Origin of the sequence: Pseudomonas coronafaciens pv. oryzae str. 1_6, assembly GCF_000156995.2 — a bacterium.
Lineage (GTDB): Bacteria > Pseudomonadota > Gammaproteobacteria > Pseudomonadales > Pseudomonadaceae > Aquipseudomonas > Aquipseudomonas tremae.
Genome location: NZ_CP046035.1, coordinates 530,950 through 548,321 on the forward strand (window position 1 = coordinate 530,950; position 17,372 = coordinate 548,321).

The following is a 17,372-nucleotide window of genomic DNA, read 5'->3' on the forward strand; positions in this document are numbered from 1 at the left end:
GACGCTCTGCGTCCGATCCCGAATCACCGAATCAACACCTCGCACGAGACACAAACGTGAACACACCCGGCACCTATTCACCTGACATTCCCGTTCCCGCGAGCCAGCGGGTATTCGGCGGGCGAGATCTGTTTTCCCTTTGGTTTTCCCTTGGTATCGGCCTGATGGTGTTGCAAACCGGGGCCTTGTTGGCGCCGGGTCTGGGCATGTCCGGCTCGATGCTGGCGATTTTTCTCGGCACGCTGGTGGGGGTTCTGCTGCTCGCCAGTGTCGCGGTGATCGGCAGCGACACTGGTTTGTCATCCATGGCAGCGCTCAAACTCAGCCTGGGCAGCAAAGGTGCATCGCTGCCAGCGGTCCTGAACCTGCTGCAACTGATCGGCTGGGGCTCGTTCGAGATCATCGTCATGCGCGATGCTGCCAGTCTGTTGGGCGCTCGGGCCTTTGCAGACGGCAGCCTTTGGGCCAGCCCGCTGCTCTGGACGCTGGTTTTCGGCGCACTGGCCACGCTGCTGGCTGTCAGTGGACCATTGACCTTCGTGCGGCGGTTTTTGCGCAAATGGGGCCTGTGGATTCTGCTGGCAGCCTGCTCATGGCTGACCTGGAACCTGCTCGCCAAGGCTGATCTGGCTGCGCTGTGGGCAACGTCCGGTGACGGTTCGATGCCGTTTGCCTCCGGGTTCGACATTGCCATCGCCATGCCGCTGTCTTGGTTGCCACTGATCGCCGACTATTCGCGTTTTGGCCGACGCGCAAAAAGCGTATTCGGTGGCACCGCAATAGGCTTTTTTATGGGCAATTTCTGGCTGATGAGCCTCGGTGTCGCCTACACCCTGGCGTTCGCACCGAGTGGCGAGGTCAATGCCTTGTTGTTGGCGTTGGCTGGCGCGGGCATGGGGATCCCCTTGCTGCTGATTTTGCTGGATGAAACCGAGAACGCATTTGCCGATATTCACTCGGCTGCGGTATCCAGTGCGTTGCTGTCACGCATCAAGGTCGAATACCTGGCCTTGGTCATTGGCATCACCTGCACCCTGATCGCCTGTCTGGCGCCATTGGCCCAGTACCAGAATTTCCTGTTGCTGATCGGTTCGGTGTTTGCGCCGCTGTTCGGCGTCGTGCTGGTCGACCATTTCATCCTGTGTCGTCGCACGGGTCAGGTCGGGAAGGACGAGCTACGCTGGATGAGCCTGCTGGCGTGGCTGGGGGGTATCAGCACTTATCACCTGTTGGCCAATCTCTGGCCTGAGGTGGGCGCAACACTGCCAGCGCTCATCGTCGCTGGCGTGTTGCAGCTGTTGATCGGCTTATCAATCAACCCCGACCGGGAAACAGTTCCGGCTTGAGGATGCCGTTGAGCTGAGGATAAGGAACCTTCAGCTCGATGTGCCCCATCGAATACGGCGCGATGGTATCCACCGGATACTTGAGGATCACGGCCCCGTAAGTCAGCGCAATATGCGGCGTGCGCTTGAAGGGCCAAGTCTTCATGAACTCGCTGTCTTCATTCATCTTGGTCGAGAGCAGCCAGCTCTGATGGGCCAGTTGGGCCTTCTGCCAGAACTCGCTTTCCTTGCCCGGGATGATCATGTCGGCCAGCGTCAGGACCTTCTGCTGCTGACGCGAATAGTTGATAAACGCTCGGCCAGGATTGCCGTGAGCGCCGCCGTTATCCAGGTAGCTGGACAGTTCTACAACCACGATACCGTCATGCTGCTCGCGTACCTTGGCTTGCAGGTAGCTGGCATTTTTACCCTGGGCCTGGCTCAGAAACTGCTCCTGATAGGCTTTGATTGATGGCGGCGCCGAGATGCTGGTATCACCGACCGTCAGTTGCAGCAGCGTCTTCTGGACGATAGCGTCCAGACGCGGCTCATCGGGGAAATGCACCGTATCGATGTTCACCAGCGGGCAGTCTGCGGTTGTGCAGCCCGGCTTGATCAGCTCGGACGCATCGCGCTGGACTTGCAGCGGTGTGCGCATGTTGGGCGTGAAGAGGCTTTGGCAGGCGCCGAGCAACAGGGCCAGGCAAGCCAGTGAAGTGATCCTCAATAACGACATGTTGATCCTTGGCAGTGTCAAAAAAGGCGGTTGCGTTGTGCGTGTGCAGGCTGGTTTGACTCTAAACGGCGACTTCGGTTCGCCAGGTGGCAGATTAGAATTGTTTTATGCCCCGACCGTCTACCCTGCATGTTCAAGGGGGCTGCATCCGACCGTCGATGCGCGTTAGGATGGCCCGATGTCAAAAATGGCGGCAAGCGAGAATTCCATGACCCAGACCACACGAACTGCACCCACGGCTTTTGAAACGATCAGCCGTGAAAACTGCTTCAAAGGCTTCTACAGGCTGGACAAGTTGCACGTGCGCCATGAGCTGTTTGCAGGTGGCATGAGCAAGGAAATAAGCCGCGAGCTGTTCGTTCGTCACGATGCCGTCTGCGTGCTGCCTTACGATGCCAAGCGTGATGAGGTGGTGCTGATCGAACAGTTCCGCGTCGGCGCCATGAAAAAGACTGAAAACCCCTGGCTGATAGAACTGGTCGCCGGTCTTATAGACAAGGACGAACAGCCGGAAGAAGTTGCTCATCGCGAGGCAGAAGAGGAAGCTGGACTGGTGTTCGACGCTCTGTGGCCGATCACCAAATATTTTCCGTCGCCGGGCGGCAGTGATGAATTTGTGCACTTGTTCATGGGGCGCTGCAGCAGCGAAGGGGCGGGTGGATTGCACGGCCTTGAATCCGAGGGCGAAGACATCCGGGTTACGATCTGGTCGTTCGATGATGCACTGGAAGCCGTCAAGGACGGAAGAATCAAAAACGCTTCGACGATCATCGCTTTGCAATGGCTGGCGTTGAACCGTGCCGAGATAAGGGGGCTATGGTCTTGAATCTGTTGCGTGACCGCTATCGTGTCGATCTTGCCGGGCTGCAGGCAGCGTGCGAGGCGAACTACGCGCGCCTGATGCGCCTGCTGCCCGACATGCGCAACGAACAGCGTTCGCGCCGGGTCGCAGTCACCCAGGGCGACCAGATGCTGGGCGTTCTGGCCGTCGAAGTGCTGCTCGACTGCCCATACACCACGACCTTGCAAGTCCGTCAGGAACACAGCCTGCCCTGGCTGCCGGTGCCGGTGCTCGAAGTGCAGGTCTATCACGATGCACGCATGGCCGAAGTCATTGGTGCCGAACATGCACGGCGCTTCCGTGGCATCTATCCATACCCCAATGCCGACATGCATCAGCCAGACGAAAAAGCCCAGCTCAATCTGTTTCTGGGCGAATGGCTGAGCCATTGTCTGGCGTGCGGGCATGAGTTTGAAGCAGTTCGTTAAAACCCCCCTGCAACATTCTGAACACGTATTGCTTGCGACAGCCGCCGACGCCGGTGGCATTGCAGCAGGGCCGTATCAACTGCCTGTCTGGCAATACTCCGACGCTGTTCAAGGCTCGACGCCTTAGCGCCAGTCCTTAGACTCGCTCCCCTGTTTTCAGCCCCTCGGACTGCGCACAGATAACTTCTCTCGCTGTGCGAGAGCTTGACCGCACGTCTCCGCACACAGATGCAAGGTCGCTGATTCAGGGAATCATCGTAATGGGTGTTTACGACACCAGAGGCAATTATTCGCCCACTCCAAGCGTATGTCGGCATAAAGAGTCCGGCAAGCCAAGGCCTGCACCTCGGGCATCAAAGTACACCTGGGAAAATCCTCTACCAAGAACGTTTCACGGTGCTGAGCCGCAGGTTAGCTGCCTTATAGGCATTCGTTTTCTCTGGAGTAACGGTGAGCGCCTGACGGGTTGCTCGTGGGGTATTACTCATGCTGACGGCAAAGTCATTCAGGGAGAACTCGATTCCAAGAGCTTTCTTAGCCAGGTTATCGCGGGGCATGAGCACAAGGTTCAGTTGCATCCCTGGTTTGAGTCCAAAAAGCAGCCAAGTGCGCCTCGCATAGAGCTGAAACGAGTGTTGAGAGAGATTCTCAACGTGGAAAGGCTGGAGGCTGATCGGCTAAAAACGATTCAGGAGCAACGCAGTGGCGCAGCCAACACTTTTTATGCCGGGGCAGCGTTGGGCAAGGGGTTTCTTTATGGCGCATGGGGTCTCGTCAAATCGGTTGCAGAATTTTCAGACCTGATCAATCCGTTTGATGCGCTCTGCAGTGCTGCTGTGTCGGCATGGAACGCAGAAGTATTACCGGGTGGCAGTTGGCTCGATTCTTTTATCGAGCAATATTCTGCTGCTCAGCACCGTGAGCTGGCAGAAGCTCTGGGTTTTGATCCCGCTACGATCAGCCGCGAAAAGATGGCGCATGCCTACGAAGTCGCGAGTTATATTTTTCAGGACAATGAAAGTCAGCTTGCTCTGGCGCATTTCGCCAAAGAGTACGTCAAGATTCAAAACCACGAATCTATCCTCCAACTGACCGGAGGTATGGTTTTCGAGATCGTGCTCGCCGCGCTACTGGTCTACCTGACCGGTGGTGTTGGGCTGGCAGCACGTGTCGTTGCTGTCAGCTCGCATTTATCACCACCACTCAAGCAGCTTGGCGAAGTGCTGGAACAGCTGGGGCGTCATCTCAAGATTGCGCGTATTCACGCAGAAGGACATGCTGAGGGGGCTGGGAGCGGATCGCAGACGGTTGTGATTGATCGGGCGAAGGGGGTTGTACCGGAGCCGGTAGCTGCGCCTCGTATAAAGTCTCGAAATAAACCGCCATCGCAGGACCCTGAGGCTGAAGGGCGGGCACATACGATTCTTGAAAAGCCAGGAAGGCTTGGCCAGTACACAACTTACTATGAGGATGGGACTTGGAAACAGTACAGAGGGTCTGGGAAAGAACATGGGCCGATTCAGCGGCCGAATGTCAAGGCAAGTGAAATTAACGTCAATCCAGATACTGGACAAGTATATATAGATAAGGGGCGCGTGCGTGAACCTACGCCTGATGAGTATCCAAGGAGCTAAACATGGAAAACCCTAAAATTTTTGACTTCCAATCTTTTCGGGCCGCTAACACTAAACATACTGTTACGGGGTTTGATTACGTTCACGCCATCTATCATACGCAGCATTTACCTTCTGACTTTGCGCTGTGGATGGCCAGGCTGTACTGGCCTGAGTTTAAAGTGGTGGATGAGTGTGTTTTTATTGTCGATAATTTTGACGAAAGCTACTACCAATCACTGTTGAAAACCCCTAACTCTAAGGCAAAAAATCAATTCTGGATGAATTTGCTCGAGATCACTGGTTTGTTCGGAAACCTGACTACCCAAGAGGCTGCCGATGTTGCTAACGCTTTAGCTGCAAGCTGGAATGCCAAACTCGCATCCGAGTTCGGATCTTCCTTCGCTCAGGCCAGAGCGCTTGTCGATGATGAGGCTGGAGAAGTTTTCGTAACAATTGGCTTTTCAGAATGACGCATGCGTTCGAGTGGTCGGGTATTTTGTAAGCAATAACTCGGTCTTCTTTACGCTGGCGTCATGTCTCTGACCGTTGGCAGGGTGCGCTGGGGTTGTTCTTTTTATATCTATCATTGGCAGGCTCATCGGTATTGTGTTGCTCATGCTGAGGCGTTGTGTGCATTTGATCGGGTTGCCTCGTATGGACCTCATGAGGGGGGGCTCGACGTGCAGGTCTATCACGATGCACGCATGGCCGAAGTCATTGGTGCCGAACATGCACGACGCTTCCGCGGCATCTATCCATACCCCAATGCCGACATGCATCAGCAGACGAAAAAGCCCAGCTCAATCTGTTTCTGGGCGAATGGCTGAGCCATTGTCTGGCGTGCGGGCATGAGTTTGAAGCAGTGCGTTAAAACCCCTCTGCAACATTCTGAACACATATTGCTTGCGACAGCCGCCGATGCCGGTGGCATTGCAGCAGGGCCGTATCAACTGCCTGTCTGGCAATACTCCGACACTGTTCAAGGCTCGACGTCGTAGCGCCAGTCATTAGACTCGCTCCCCTGTTTTCAGCCCCTCGGACTGCGCACAGATCACTTCTCTCATGAAGATGACACCTTCAAACAATATCGAGGCTCGGGTAAGCCGCATGGCTCATATGAACGACCCAATGTTAAGTTTACTAAAGTTAATCAGCACAGCGACGGTCTACGCTCTCTCAATAGCCCAATTGTCCGATATCCTACAGATGAAGAGTATCCAAGGTGAGTGATTCCATGCTTAAGAATAGTTATGAAGATTATTTGGCTGTTAATAAAAATGGGCTTTCGCGGTTTGATTATTTTTACATGATCAGAGTCCATGAGGGCTTGAGTAATGATTTTGTTATGAGCTTTGCCGCTTTGTTTAATCCGACATTGTTTTGCCGAGAGGGAGAGTATTTTGTTGAAGAAAATTACACTGATTTGAAACGAAAGGAAATCTTGCTGGGTGAGGTAGGTACTCTTGGAGTTGCTTTCTGGGTTAATATGGTTGAGCTTACCAGTTTGTTAGGTGATATTAGCTATGAAGACGCAGTCGAGCTAGGTGCGGTAATACGTGACTGCTGGAATACAAAGCTGAATCAACAATTTTCTGACTCGGGTTTCGAAGCAAGGCTTATACTTGAGGATGACCTGGATGAGGTGTGGGTTACGTTGTGTAAGCAATAATCCGGCTTTACCCATTTCCGGCTGAGTTTCAAAGTGAAAAGAATAGGCCGGATCGCAGCATATGGTCCTTGTCTGTCATCTACACATGGCAGATACCCTGCGCCGGATAGGTAGGCTGTTTCTGAAAATGCCTCGCACTTACCTTGTCAGCTTTAACTTTAAATGCCACGGCCTATATTTATCCTGAACTTATAGTCGGGCAGCACTTATGCATTATGTGGAAACTTACCTGAATGGCTGTCGGCTTGATTCGCTTGTCGTGACATCACGATGGGTGACTTCGGGCCCGGATAGCGTCTCTCTCTCTGGAGTTATTTTCAACTTTTTCCTTTATGTTGGATTGATGTCCCTTATCGGCAGCGCGCTGCGGCGGGAACACTTTATATGTGCATCCATTGTCGGCACGGTCATCGGCATTTTTCGCTAAGGCTCATTCCGTGGACCGTCCATTTGGCAGGGTTGGCAGGAATGGTTCTCAGCATGGCTTTGGTTCTAGTGTTTGCGGGATGTATCCGGCCCTATATGCCCTATGAATACTTGCCGGGTCATCTCTTGGGTGCTGGACTGGCAGGCACAGTGGCGGCTTTGCTGGTTGTTTGTGTTGATCTTAAACTCCGGGCACCTCAACAAATGTGAACCAATCATCACTCGCACCCACATTCCCGGTTTACCCGCCCGCTGGCACATCACATAATCGCACTGAATCCTCTCTGGGAGACGGTCTTGCCAAGCGCAGCCCCCGAATCGTCAGTCCTGCTGGTCCAGTTATCCGACAGCCACCTGTTCGCCGAGGCGGACGGGGCGTTGCTGGGCATGAGCACCCGAGACAGTCTGGAAAAAGTAGTTGAGCGGGTGCTGGCTGAGCAGCCGCAGATTGATCTGGTCGTGGCCAGCGGAGATATTTCTCAGGATGGCAGCGTCGAGTCTTACGAAGCGTTTCGCCAGATAAGCGGACAAATTGCTGCCCCTGCGCGGTGGTTCGCCGGTAATCACGACGAATTGCCGCAGATGGAGCATGTTGCACAGAGCGACGGCCTGCTGGACCCTGTGATTGATATCGGCCAGTGGCGGATAACACTGCTGGACTCGGCAGTGCCTGGCTCGGTGCCGGGTTTTCTGGCTGCCGGACAATTACAGCTGCTGGAAAAATCGCTGAGCGACGCGCCTGACCGGCATCATCTGGTCTGCCTGCATCACCATCCGGTGGCCATCGGCTGTGAATGGATGGCGCCCATCGGCCTGCGCAACGCCGATGCGTTGTTTGCGGTGCTGGATCGCTTTGCACAGGTGAAGGCCGTGCTCTGGGGGCATGTGCATCAGGAGTTCGACGAGATGCGCAATGGCGTGCGCCTGCTGGCATCTCCTTCTACCTGCATTCAGTTCGCGCCGGGCAGCGTGGACTTCAAGGTGGATACCTCGGCGCCGGGCTATCGCTGGTTGCGGCTGCATGACGATGGACGCCTGGAAACCGCAGTTTCGCGCGTGACCGGTATGGCGTTCGAAGTGGACTACGGCGGCACAGGGTATTGAAGAATGCGCAGGTCGACACGTTTCCGGTGAGGTGTTGTAGCGTGACTCCCTGTAAACTACACGGCTTTGCCCTGCACCCTGGAGCGATAGCGTGACCAGCGACACACCTTCATTGCTGTATATCCACGGCCTGAACAGCTCGGCCCTGTCGAGAAAGGCCTGCCAGCTGGTGGCGCTGATGAAATCGCTGGGCCTGGCAGATCGCCTGCAAGTGCCTGAACTGCATCACCATCCGCGTCAGGCCATGCTTCAACTCGAGTCCGCCATAAAGACACTGGGCCGCCCATTGCTGGTCGGCAGCTCGCTCGGCGGCTACTATGCGACTCACTTGGCGCAGCGCCATGGCCTTAGGGCCGTGCTGATCAACCCGGCGGTCAATCCGCATCAGCTGTTCGACGGGTTTCTCGGCACGCAGCAGAACCTGTACACCGGCGAACAATGGCAGCTGACCGAAGACCATATTCAGGCGCTGGCGGAGCTGGAAGTCCCGGCGCCGCAAGACCCGCAGCGCTTTCAAGTGTGGCTGCAGACCGGTGACGAGACGCTCGATTACCGTCGCGCCGAGAAGTTTTACCGGGCCTGCGCCCTGCGCATTCAGGCGGGCGGTGACCACAGCTTTCAGGGGTTTGCCGAGCGGCTGCCTGCGCTGTTGAGTTTTGCCGGCTTTGCACCCGATCTACTGCAGAAGATCGACCTGTCGGCACTGTAGGTGCTCGATGCCCGGTCACATGAATGCAAGAACATTGAATCCCGAAATTTCATGAAAGCTTGATAACGAGAACCCATGGCCAATCCCAGCGCTAGCTCTTATAACGCAGACGCCATCGAAGTCCTCTCGGGCCTCGATCCGGTTCGTAAACGTCCGGGCATGTACACCGACACCTCGCGGCCCAATCACTTGGCTCAGGAAGTCATCGACAACAGCGTCGACGAAGCCCTGGCCGGTCACGCGCGCTCGGTGCAGGTCATCCTGCATGCCGACAATTCACTCGAAGTGTCCGACGACGGTCGCGGCATGCCGGTGGACATACACCCGGAAGAGGGCGTGTCCGGTGTCGAACTGATCCTGACCAAGCTTCACGCCGGCGGCAAATTTTCCAACAAGAACTATCAATTCTCCGGCGGCCTGCACGGCGTGGGGATTTCGGTGGTCAACGCGCTCTCCACCCAGGTCCGGGTGCGGGTCAAGCGTGATGGCAACGAATACGAAATGACTTTCGCCGATGGCTACAAGGCCACTGAGCTGGCAGTCATCGGCACCGTCGGCAAGCGCAATACCGGCACCAGCGTGTATTTCGCGCCTGATCCCAAGTATTTCGACACCCCGAAATTCTCGGTCAGCCGTCTCAAACACGTGCTCAAGGCCAAAGCTGTGCTTTGCCCGGGCCTGCTGGTCAGTTTCGAAGACAAATCCAGCGGCGAGAAAGTCGAGTGGCATTACGAAGACGGTCTGCGCTCTTATCTGCAGGACTCGGTCACCGACTTCCTGCGTCTGCCGGATGAGCCTTTCTGCGGCAGTTTTGCCGGTAACAAGGAAGCTGTCGACTGGGCACTGCTCTGGCTGCCGGAAGGGGGCGACAGTGTTCAGGAAAGCTACGTCAACCTGATCCCGACGGCGCAGGGCGGTACTCACGTCAATGGTTTGCGCCAGGGCTTGCTGGATGCGATGCGCGAGTTCTGCGAGTTCCGCAATCTGCTGCCGCGTGGCGTGAAGCTCGCGCCGGAAGACGTCTGGGAGCGCATTGCCTTCGTCCTCTCGATGAAGATGCAGGAGCCACAGTTTTCCGGCCAGACCAAAGAGCGTCTGTCGTCGCGTGAAGCGGCAGCGTTCGTCTCGGGCGTGGTCAAGGACGCCTTCAGTCTGTGGCTCAACACTCACTCGGAACTTGGCCTGCAACTGGCCGATCTGGCGATCAACAACGCCGGTCGTCGCCTCAAGGCCAGCAAGAAGGTCGAACGCAAGCGCATCACTCAAGGGCCGGCGCTGCCCGGCAAGCTGGCCGACTGTGCCGGTCAGGACCCGGCGCGCTCCGAGCTGTTTCTGGTCGAAGGTGATTCCGCAGGCGGTTCGGCCAAGCAAGCGCGCGACAAGGAATTCCAGGCGATCCTGCCGTTGCGTGGCAAGATCCTGAACACGTGGGAAGTGGACGGCGGCGAAGTGCTTGCCAGTCAGGAAGTGCACAACATTGCGGTCGCCATCGGTGTCGACCCAGGGGCTGCCGATATCAGCCAGCTGCGTTACGGCAAGATCTGCATCCTTGCCGACGCCGACTCGGACGGGCTGCACATCGCCACGTTGCTGTGCGCGCTGTTCGTCCAGCACTTCCGTCCGCTGGTCGATGCTGGCCATGTCTATGTCGCCATGCCGCCGTTGTACCGGATCGATCTGGGCAAGGAAATCTACTACGCGCTGGACGAAAGCGAGCGCGACGGGATTCTCGACCGTCTCGTAGCCGAGAAGAAGCGCGGCAAGCCACAGGTCACCCGATTCAAAGGCTTGGGTGAAATGAACCCGCCGCAGCTGCGCGAAACCACCATGGACCCAAATACGCGGCGTCTGGTGCAGCTCACGCTGGACGATTACGCGGCAACGTCGGAAATGATGGACATGCTGTTGGCCAAGAAGCGTGCAGGTGACCGCAAGTCCTGGCTCGAATCCAAGGGCAACCTCGCCGAGGTTCTGACTTGATGCGAGCCTGGCTCGCTCTTCTGGTTCTTGTGGTCGCGCCGGTTTTCGCCGCCCCTCTTGAAGTCCTGAAGCTGCAATCCGAGCATCCCGTGGACGGCATGGTGGGTGGTAACCTTTCGGGCCTGGCCATGTGCAACGGTCGGCTCTGGACCGTTTCGGACCGTGACGACAGCCTGCTTTACAGCCTTGATGTCTCTGAAAACACCTGGAAAGCCGAGCCGCAAAGCATCGACGTGCCTTCGCCGCAAAGCTTTCTGCCGCTGGATTTGCGCGTGCTCGCTCGTGTTTCGGCGCTGGTGCGCGGCGGCGATCTGGATTTCGAAGGTGTCAGTTGTGACTCTGCCGGTAATCGCTACCTGGTCAGCGAAGCCTATGGCACGGTCCTCAAAGTACCGGTCAGCGGTGCGCCGTCATGGCTGCCGTTGCCCGAGGATCTGGTCGAACAGGCTCGCGCTCAAGGCATGCTGCAGCATTTCAACGCCATCTTCGAAGGGATCGCCGTGAGCCCTGCCGGTGACCGCATCTGGCTGGCTGCTGAACGCGAGAAGCGCGGCTTGCTCATGACGCGGCTTGATGGGCGGCAATGGAGCTGTGGGCAGAGCTGCGTGTTGCTCTCCGAGTCAGGCCAGGACAGGCTGCCGGCAGAGCAGGGGGGCAAGAGTGTATCCACGGACTTTTCCGACCTGTCGCTGTACAACGACAAGCTTTTCACGCTGGAGCGCGCAGTGTACCGAATCTGTCGGCGTGACCTTCAGAGCGGTCAAGTCGAACGCTGCTGGTCGTTCGCCGATGAAGCGATGGTGCCATCTCGACGCTACGATCAGCCTTATGGCCTGACGGAGGCGCTGGTGGTTGATGCGACCGGCGCATGGGTCGGCATAGACAACAATTTTGGTGCCCGCGCCGATGGCGAGAAGCGCCCGATTGTCTGGCGCTTCGCGGCGCCACAGGACGGCTGGAGCGCAGGTCAGTGAGCGAGATACAGCCCGGCAAGCGCGCTGGCAAGGTATTGATGATCATGGCCTGGGCGGCTGGCCTGTTTCTGGCGACACGCTTTTTCGGCGATTGGGAAGACAGGCAGCAAAACCCTAATGCTGTCGTGACCTCGCAACACGGAGACGGCTACATCGAAGTGCAGCTGATGGGCAATCGCCAAGGGCATTTCGTCAGTACTGGCCAGATCAATGGCCGAGAGGTGGAGTTCATGATCGATACCGGCGCGACCGATGTCGCCGTACCCGGCGACATGGCTGACCGCATGGGGCTCAAGCGCGGTCTGCCGGTTACGGTCAGTACCGCCAACGGTAATAGCCAGGGTTTTCGCACCACGCTGGACCGCTTGCAGCTGGGCGATATTGTCCTGAACAACGTACGCGCGCTGATAGCCCCCGGCCTTGATGGCGAGCAGGTGCTGCTGGGCATGAGCGCAATGAAACAACTCGAATTCACACAGCGTGGCGGTAACTTGCTGCTGCGCCAGTCAACGAAATGATGAGGCCCGCATGAGCGACTCCCTTGACCTCAGCCTGGACGGCGTAGAACGCCGATCGCTGGCTGACTTCACCGAACAGGCCTACCTCAACTATTCCATGTACGTGATCATGGACCGTGCCTTGCCGCACATTGGCGACGGCCTGAAGCCAGTGCAGCGACGCATTATCTATGCGATGAGCGAGCTGGGTCTGGGCGCCGACGCCAAGCACAAGAAGTCGGCGCGTACCGTCGGTGACGTACTCGGCAAGTTTCACCCGCACGGCGACTCCGCCTGCTATGAAGCGATGGTGCTGATGGCTCAGCCGTTCAGCTATCGCTACACACTGGTTGACGGGCAGGGGAACTGGGGTGCGCCGGACGATCCCAAATCCTTCGCCGCCATGCGTTATACCGAGGCGCGCCTTTCGCGCTACTCCGAAGTGCTGCTCAGCGAGCTGGGCCAGGGCACGGCTGACTGGGTGCCGAACTTTGACGGCACCCTCGATGAACCTGCAGTTTTGCCTGCTCGTTTGCCGAATATCCTGCTCAACGGCACTACCGGCATTGCAGTCGGCATGGCTACTGATGTGCCGCCGCATAACCTGCGTGAAGTGGCCAGCGCCTGCGTTCGCCTGCTGGATGAGCCCAAGGCCACGATTCCAGAACTGTGCGAACACATTCTGGGGCCTGATTACCCGACTGAAGCAGAAATCATCACGCCGCGCGCGGACCTGCTGAAAATCTACGAAACCGGTCGTGGCTCGGTGCGCATGCGGGCTGTGTATCGCATTGAAGATGGCGATATTGTCGTGACTTCTCTGCCGCATCAGGTTTCCGGTGCCAAGGTGCTGGAGCAGATCGCAGCGCAGATGCAGGCCAAGAAACTGCCGATGGTCGCCGACCTGCGTGACGAGTCGGACCACGAGAACCCTTGCCGTATCGTGATCATCCCGCGTTCCAACCGGGTTGAACTGGACGAGCTGATGCAGCATCTGTTCGCCACCACCGAGCTGGAATCCAGCTACCGGGTGAACATCAACATCATCGGCCTGGACGGCAAGCCGCAGCTCAAGAACCTCAAGACTCTGCTCAGTGAGTGGCTGACCTTCCGCATCGGTACAGTGCGTCGGCGTCTGCAGTTCCGTCTGGACAAGGTCGAGCATCGCCTGCACCTGTTGGACGGTTTGCTCACGGCGTACCTGAATCTGGATGAAGTGATCCATATCATCCGTACTGCCGAGCATCCAAAGGCCGAGTTGATTGCGCGTTTCGGCCTGACCGAAATCCAGGCCGATTACATCCTCGACACCCGACTGCGCCAATTGGCGCGTCTGGAAGAAATGAAACTGCGCAGCGAGCAGGATGCATTGCGCAAGGAGCAAGCCAAGCTTCTGGCGCTGCTGGGCAGTGAGTCCAAGCTGCGCAAGCTGGTGCGCGCCGAATTGATCGCTGATGCCGAAACGTACGGCGATGATCGCCGTTCGCCTATCGTTGCTCGCGCCGAAGCCAAGGCGCTGTCCGAAAATGAACTGATGCCGACCGAGCCGGTGACCGTCGTGTTGTCGGAAAAAGGCTGGGTACGCTGCGCCAAGGGCCATGACATCGATGCCACTGGGCTTTCCTATAAGGCGGGCGACGGTTTCAAAACCTCATCGATAGGGCGTTCCAACCAGTTTGCCGTGTTCATCGACTCGACCGGGCGCAGTTATTCGGTGCCTGCCCACACCCTGCCGTCCGCACGCGGCCAGGGCGAACCGTTGACGGGCAAGCTGCAACCGCCGCCGGGCGCGACGTTCGAGTGTGTATTGATGCCGGAAGACGACGCGCTGTACGTGATCGCTTCCGACGCAGGCTACGGTTTTGTGGTCAAGGGCGAAGACCTGCAAGCCAAGAACAAGGCTGGCAAGGCGCTGTTGAGCCTGCCCGCCGGTGCCAAGGTCATCCTGCCGCGACCTGTGCCTGACCGCGAGCAGAACTGGCTGGCAGCAGTGACCACCGAGGGACGCCTGCTGGTCTTCAAGATCAGTGATTTGCCGCAGCTGGGCAAAGGCAAGGGCAACAAGATCATTGGTATTCCGGGCGAGCGGGTCGCCAGTCGCGAGGAATATGTAACTGATCTTGCGGTGATCGCGCAGGGCGCTACGCTTGTACTTCAGGCGGGCAAACGAACCCTGTCGCTCAAGCCCGAAGATCTTGAACATTACAAGGGAGAGCGCGGTCGTCGTGGTAATAAACTGCCAAGGGGCTTCCAGCGGGTCGACGCATTATTGGTGGAAAATAGCTGAAAACATTGATCTGGCACCAGCGTTCTTCGTTTTGCCATGAAGTACGATGCATAATCGCTGGAGTCAGATGGCATATTCACGGATGATATGGGGTCTTGGGGTGCATGCGTGGCTCAGTGCCTGCATGCGTCTTGAAAGCACTTATACCGTGGCCAGTCCGTGGGCGGCCACTTGGATGGGATGATGAATTTTCTACGCCTTCCCCTGATCTTGCTGATGACAGGCGTCCTGGGTCTGGCTGGTTGCAGTATGCGCCAGCCGACCGCGCTTTATCAGCTCGATAGCGGTGAGCCTGGTCAGCCGAAACAGAGTAGTGGTCTGGCAGTATTGCTGGGTCCTGTTTCGGTGGCCGACTATCTGCAACGCGAAACCCTTCTGCAACGCCAGCCTGACGGCACCCTGACTGCATCGTCCGACGGGCGGTGGGCGGGCAATCTGTCTTCGGATATCGACCAGTTGCTTCTGCGTCAACTGGCCTGGAAGCTGGACAGCCAGCGCGTCGTGATGGCGCCTGCGGTTGCCAATTTCACACCGGATGTCCAGGTCGTGTTATCGATCACCCGACTGGACTCCGGCGCCAAACAGCCTGCTGTTCTGGATGCGCAATGGCGCCTTCTGGATCGCAAGGGCCATGTGCGCGACAGCCGGCTGGTGCACCTCGAGCAGGTTCACGCCGGCAGTTCTGCTGATCAGGTCAAAGCGCAAGGCATGCTGCTGCAACGCTTGGCCGATCAGGTCAGCACCGCGATCAAGCCGATCTCATGGCAGCCGCTCGAAGAGCCGAAAAAGGCTCCGGTCGCCAAGGCCAAAGAGCCTGACAGGCCACGGATCCCGATGGCATCGCCGATACGTACCGATCTTGAAGTGTTCCGCTTCTAGCACCGGACAGACAAAAGAGCCCGCAGCGATGCGGGCTTTTTGTTGGGGACATGTCTTGGTTTTGATGTGTGTGTTTTTTGGGGGGGCTGACAGTCCATTCGCGGACAAGTCCGCTCCCACAAGGGCGGGGCTGTTGGACATCGCGCGGGGGCTGATCTGCGCATGCTGTCGTGCCTCCGCAGAGCAGCGGCACTAGAGTCAGTCAGGTTTGGTACAACGCTGAGTTTCAGACGCCCACGCAGGTGGGCGTCTGACGGTGTCAGGCTTTGTTGGCGTCGTGCATGCGCGCCAGTTGGCGTTCGAGCATTGACGGGTAGGGCTCCATCAGACGTTCCACGCAGCATGCGCCTTCAGGGCTGGCGATGGGACGGATGCGGGCGCGTTGGCGGATCAGCGGGTCATCGTTGATGCGGCGTTCGACCAGCAGCAGATTGCGGCTGTGCTGAGACAGCGCCAATGCGTCCTGCGCGGTTTCGGTCAGCAACAGGTCGATCTGACTCAGGTCGCTCAGGTTTTCACCCAGGGTCAGGCCCAGCTGCAATTGCAGAGTGATGCCGCTGTCCGCCACTTCGATCTGCAAGGCGTGACTCAGTGCCCGCAGCAACTCACCGCAGCAGATTGCATTGGTCAGGTAATCGTCGCCGCTTTCATGGCTGTGGAACAGCATCAAGGTGCTGCCGTCATTCAAGGTGTGCAGCTCACCCTCATACACCGAGGCGGCCTGATCGAGGCAGTCGCGGTAACGTTGCAGCAATTCGCTCAGTCGCGCACGAGGCAGGCGGCGCAGTTGATCCTGTGAGCCAAGCTGCACGGCCAGCACGGCGCTGTCATGCGGTTCGCGCTGAACAACCGGAGCAGCCGCCGGACGCTCTGCTGGCGAATTGCCGGACGTGTCGCGCAGGTCTGCGAACGGGTCTTCCTCGTCCTCTTCATCCTCCTCGGCAACGATGCGGCGCTGCACAGGCGGCGCCGGCAAACGAGGCTTTGGCTCGCTGACTGTCGAGGTGCGTGTCGTCACTGGCGGTGCAGGTCTTTCTTCAGGCTCCAGATACGGGTCGTCGCCTTCGTCTTCGTCGTACTCGGGTTCAGGCGCCGGTTCGGGTTCCGGTGGTGCGAACGAACTGCGCAACTGCCGGGCGAGATCGCCGATTTCATCCTGACGATCGGTAGCCGGCGTGTACGGGTCAATGTTGCGCAACCAGATACGCATCTGCATCAGTGGCGTAGAGATATGACGGCCAAGACGCAGGCTCAGGGCCAGCGCCAGTGCCAGCAGAATACCGGCCAGAATGCCCATGCTTTGCAGGCTGATGGTCATTGGCTGCTGGAACTGCGACATGTCGAGGCTGATGCGCAGGTGCCCTGCCATCACATCCTGGAACGTGATTTTGATTTCATACAGGCCCTGAGCCTCACCCAGAATCCCGTTTTTCGGGCGCTGGCCGGCTTCCGCAAGAATGCGGTTATCCACGCTGTAGATGGCGGCATGCGCCACCAGCGGGTTTTTGACCAGATTGCCCAGCAGCACGTTGAGACTGAGGATGTCGTTTGACACCAGCAGTTCGGTAGCCGACGTGGCCGTCTGCGTGGTCAGGGCCTGCCCCAGTGCGTCAGCCTGTTCATGCATGGCCTGCTTGAACTGCAGACCCATGACACCGGCGTAGATCACCAACGCCAAAGCGACCAGGATCACGTTATGGCTGGCAATGCGCAAAGCGATCGGTACACGGCGATGACGCAGGGCACGAAAGATGAGCAGGAAGAAATTATCGGTTTTAACAGGCGTGGGCCGGTTCACAGAGCACGGCTCTTTCGGTGAAGTTGTCGCGCAGTATAACGAGCGACCCAGTGGCGGCAAAGCGCTGCCTGTGCCCGATGGTCGTTGAAAGTGGTTAGAATGC

15 protein-coding genes and 2 pseudogenes are annotated in these 17,372 nt (G+C 57.7%); 15 read left to right on the plus strand and 2 right to left on the minus strand.

Features of this window, described 5'->3' with window-relative positions; translation table 11 throughout:
- Positions 1-56 precede the first annotated feature (56 nt).
- Complete coding sequence (gene cytX / locus POR16_RS02415) at positions 57-1,346, plus strand: putative hydroxymethylpyrimidine transporter CytX (protein WP_005888464.1); 1,290 nt, start codon at positions 57-59, stop codon at positions 1,344-1,346.
- Here the strand turns inward: cytX and POR16_RS02420 are convergent.
- The gene (locus tag POR16_RS02420; RefSeq protein ID WP_005888466.1) at positions 1,315-2,061 is read right to left on the minus strand and encodes an RsiV family protein; all 747 of its coding nucleotides are present in this window, start codon (positions 2,059-2,061) and stop codon (positions 1,315-1,317) included. The genes cytX and POR16_RS02420 overlap by 32 nt on opposite strands.
- A gap of 208 nt (positions 2,062-2,269) precedes the next feature.
- On the opposite strand from POR16_RS02420, the gene POR16_RS02425 reads away from it, so the two are divergent.
- From POR16_RS02425 to POR16_RS02485, 14 genes and pseudogenes are all read left to right on the plus strand, one after another.
- Complete coding sequence (locus POR16_RS02425; protein ID WP_005888467.1) at positions 2,270-2,887, plus strand: NUDIX domain-containing protein; 618 nt, start codon at positions 2,270-2,272, stop codon at positions 2,885-2,887.
- Complete coding sequence (locus POR16_RS02430; protein WP_024670395.1) at positions 2,878-3,330, plus strand: DUF1249 domain-containing protein; 453 nt, start codon at positions 2,878-2,880, stop codon at positions 3,328-3,330. Before POR16_RS02425 ends, POR16_RS02430 begins: the two co-directional genes overlap by 10 nt.
- A 260-nt stretch (positions 3,331-3,590) precedes the next feature.
- On the plus strand, positions 3,591-4,964 hold the full coding sequence (locus POR16_RS02435) for a polymorphic toxin type 24 domain-containing protein (RefSeq protein ID WP_005888471.1): 1,374 nt from the start codon (positions 3,591-3,593) through the stop codon (positions 4,962-4,964).
- A 2-nt stretch (positions 4,965-4,966) separates the two neighbouring features.
- Complete coding sequence (locus tag POR16_RS02440; protein ID WP_005888472.1) at positions 4,967-5,416, plus strand: hypothetical protein; 450 nt, start codon at positions 4,967-4,969, stop codon at positions 5,414-5,416.
- Positions 5,417-5,650: 234 nt separating this feature from the next.
- Positions 5,651-5,817 (plus strand): annotated as a pseudogene (locus tag POR16_RS02445) (DUF1249 domain-containing protein).
- Between the two features lie 351 nt (positions 5,818-6,168).
- Positions 6,169-6,615 carry a hypothetical protein gene (locus POR16_RS02450; RefSeq protein ID WP_042932038.1) on the plus strand — a complete coding sequence of 149 codons (447 nt, stop codon included), beginning with the start codon at positions 6,169-6,171 and terminating at the stop codon, positions 6,613-6,615.
- Positions 6,616-6,889: 274 nt separating this feature from the next.
- Positions 6,890-7,251, plus strand: a pseudogene (locus POR16_RS26440) (hypothetical protein).
- An 87-nt stretch (positions 7,252-7,338) separates the two neighbouring features.
- Positions 7,339-8,145, plus strand: a complete 807-nt coding sequence (cpdA, locus tag POR16_RS02455) for a 3',5'-cyclic-AMP phosphodiesterase (protein ID WP_005888475.1) — start codon at positions 7,339-7,341, stop codon at positions 8,143-8,145.
- A gap of 91 nt (positions 8,146-8,236) precedes the next feature.
- Positions 8,237-8,854: a YqiA/YcfP family alpha/beta fold hydrolase gene (locus tag POR16_RS02460; protein ID WP_005888476.1), complete on the plus strand. Its 618-nt coding sequence runs from the start codon at positions 8,237-8,239 to the stop codon at positions 8,852-8,854.
- Between the two features lie 75 nt (positions 8,855-8,929).
- Positions 8,930-10,834 carry a DNA topoisomerase IV subunit B gene (parE, locus tag POR16_RS02465; RefSeq protein WP_005888477.1) on the plus strand — a complete coding sequence of 635 codons (1,905 nt, stop codon included), beginning with the start codon at positions 8,930-8,932 and terminating at the stop codon, positions 10,832-10,834.
- Positions 10,834-11,808, plus strand: coding sequence for an esterase-like activity of phytase family protein (locus tag POR16_RS02470; RefSeq protein WP_005888478.1), 975 nt, complete (start codon positions 10,834-10,836; stop codon positions 11,806-11,808). Before parE ends, POR16_RS02470 begins: the two co-directional genes overlap by 1 nt.
- Positions 11,809-11,846: 38 nt before the next feature.
- Positions 11,847-12,326, plus strand: a complete 480-nt coding sequence (locus POR16_RS02475) for a retropepsin-like aspartic protease family protein (RefSeq protein ID WP_162010119.1) — start codon at positions 11,847-11,849, stop codon at positions 12,324-12,326.
- Positions 12,327-12,336: 10 nt separating this feature from the next.
- Positions 12,337-14,592 (plus strand): DNA topoisomerase IV subunit A, encoded by a 2,256-nt coding sequence (parC, locus tag POR16_RS02480; RefSeq protein WP_005888481.1) that lies wholly within the window; start codon positions 12,337-12,339, stop codon positions 14,590-14,592.
- 183 nt (positions 14,593-14,775) lie between these two features.
- Positions 14,776-15,471, plus strand: coding sequence for a PqiC family protein (locus tag POR16_RS02485; protein ID WP_024670392.1), 696 nt, complete (start codon positions 14,776-14,778; stop codon positions 15,469-15,471).
- A 259-nt stretch (positions 15,472-15,730) separates the two neighbouring features.
- Here the strand turns inward: POR16_RS02485 and POR16_RS02490 are convergent, their stop codons facing one another.
- Positions 15,731-17,269, minus strand: a complete 1,539-nt coding sequence (locus POR16_RS02490; RefSeq protein WP_005888485.1) for a HAMP domain-containing protein — start codon at positions 17,267-17,269, stop codon at positions 15,731-15,733.
- Positions 17,270-17,372: the final 103 nt, after the last annotated feature.